Origin of the sequence: Lentimicrobium sp. S6, from assembly GCF_013166635.1 — a bacterium.
GTDB lineage: Bacteria > Bacteroidota > Bacteroidia > Bacteroidales > UBA12170 > UBA12170.
Genome location: NZ_JABKBZ010000262.1, coordinates 1 through 613, shown reverse-complemented (window position 1 = coordinate 613; position 613 = coordinate 1). Strand labels below are relative to the sequence as shown.

Here is a 613-nt window from a genome sequence, read left to right as displayed (position 1 = left end):
GTGCTTGAAGATAAAAACACCTTTGTATTAAAAAGAGTAAAAAACAAAGAAGTCAGAAAGAAATAGTCTTGTAATCATATGTATATCTGTAACTTAAAAAAATAGACAGCTTAAGTTAACGCTAATGCCCTTGGGGATGGGGAAAAGACAGATGAATCATATATCTTTTATAAAATGACTTTGTTGGTTTGGTTTTTACTCTCTCCACTCAATTGAACTAAATAAGTACCTTTTAAATGGCTCAAATTAATATTCTGTAGTTCTGATTGATTTAAGCTACTTGAATAAACCACTCGTCCCACTAAATCAAATATTTGTATAGACTGAAATGCCATAGGGGAGGTCTGTCGAATATAAACTCGACCATTAGAACTATATACTTGTGCTTCTTGTTCAACGAGTTCTTCAGTTGCGGTAGCCTTAAGATGCAGTATGAAACGCTCCTCTGAATCTTCCATATTCCAATCGAATTCATAAGCACCTTGGCTTAAATCGTGAAAAATGTTGAGTTTGGTGTCTTCTAATTCAGCACTTGCAATGCCATCAGTATCTAAAACTCCTATAGAATATTTACCATTTGCTGTATTTTGAAATCCTAGCTGAATAATATCAG

The 613-nt window shown here is 33.4% G+C and carries 1 protein-coding gene; it reads right to left on the bottom strand.

Annotated elements, in window-relative coordinates; all coding sequences use genetic code 11:
• Positions 1–167: 167 nt before the first annotated feature.
• Positions 168–613 (bottom strand): T9SS type A sorting domain-containing protein (locus tag HNS40_RS22645; RefSeq protein ID WP_172284975.1); only part of this gene is annotated, 446 nt, incomplete at its 5' end.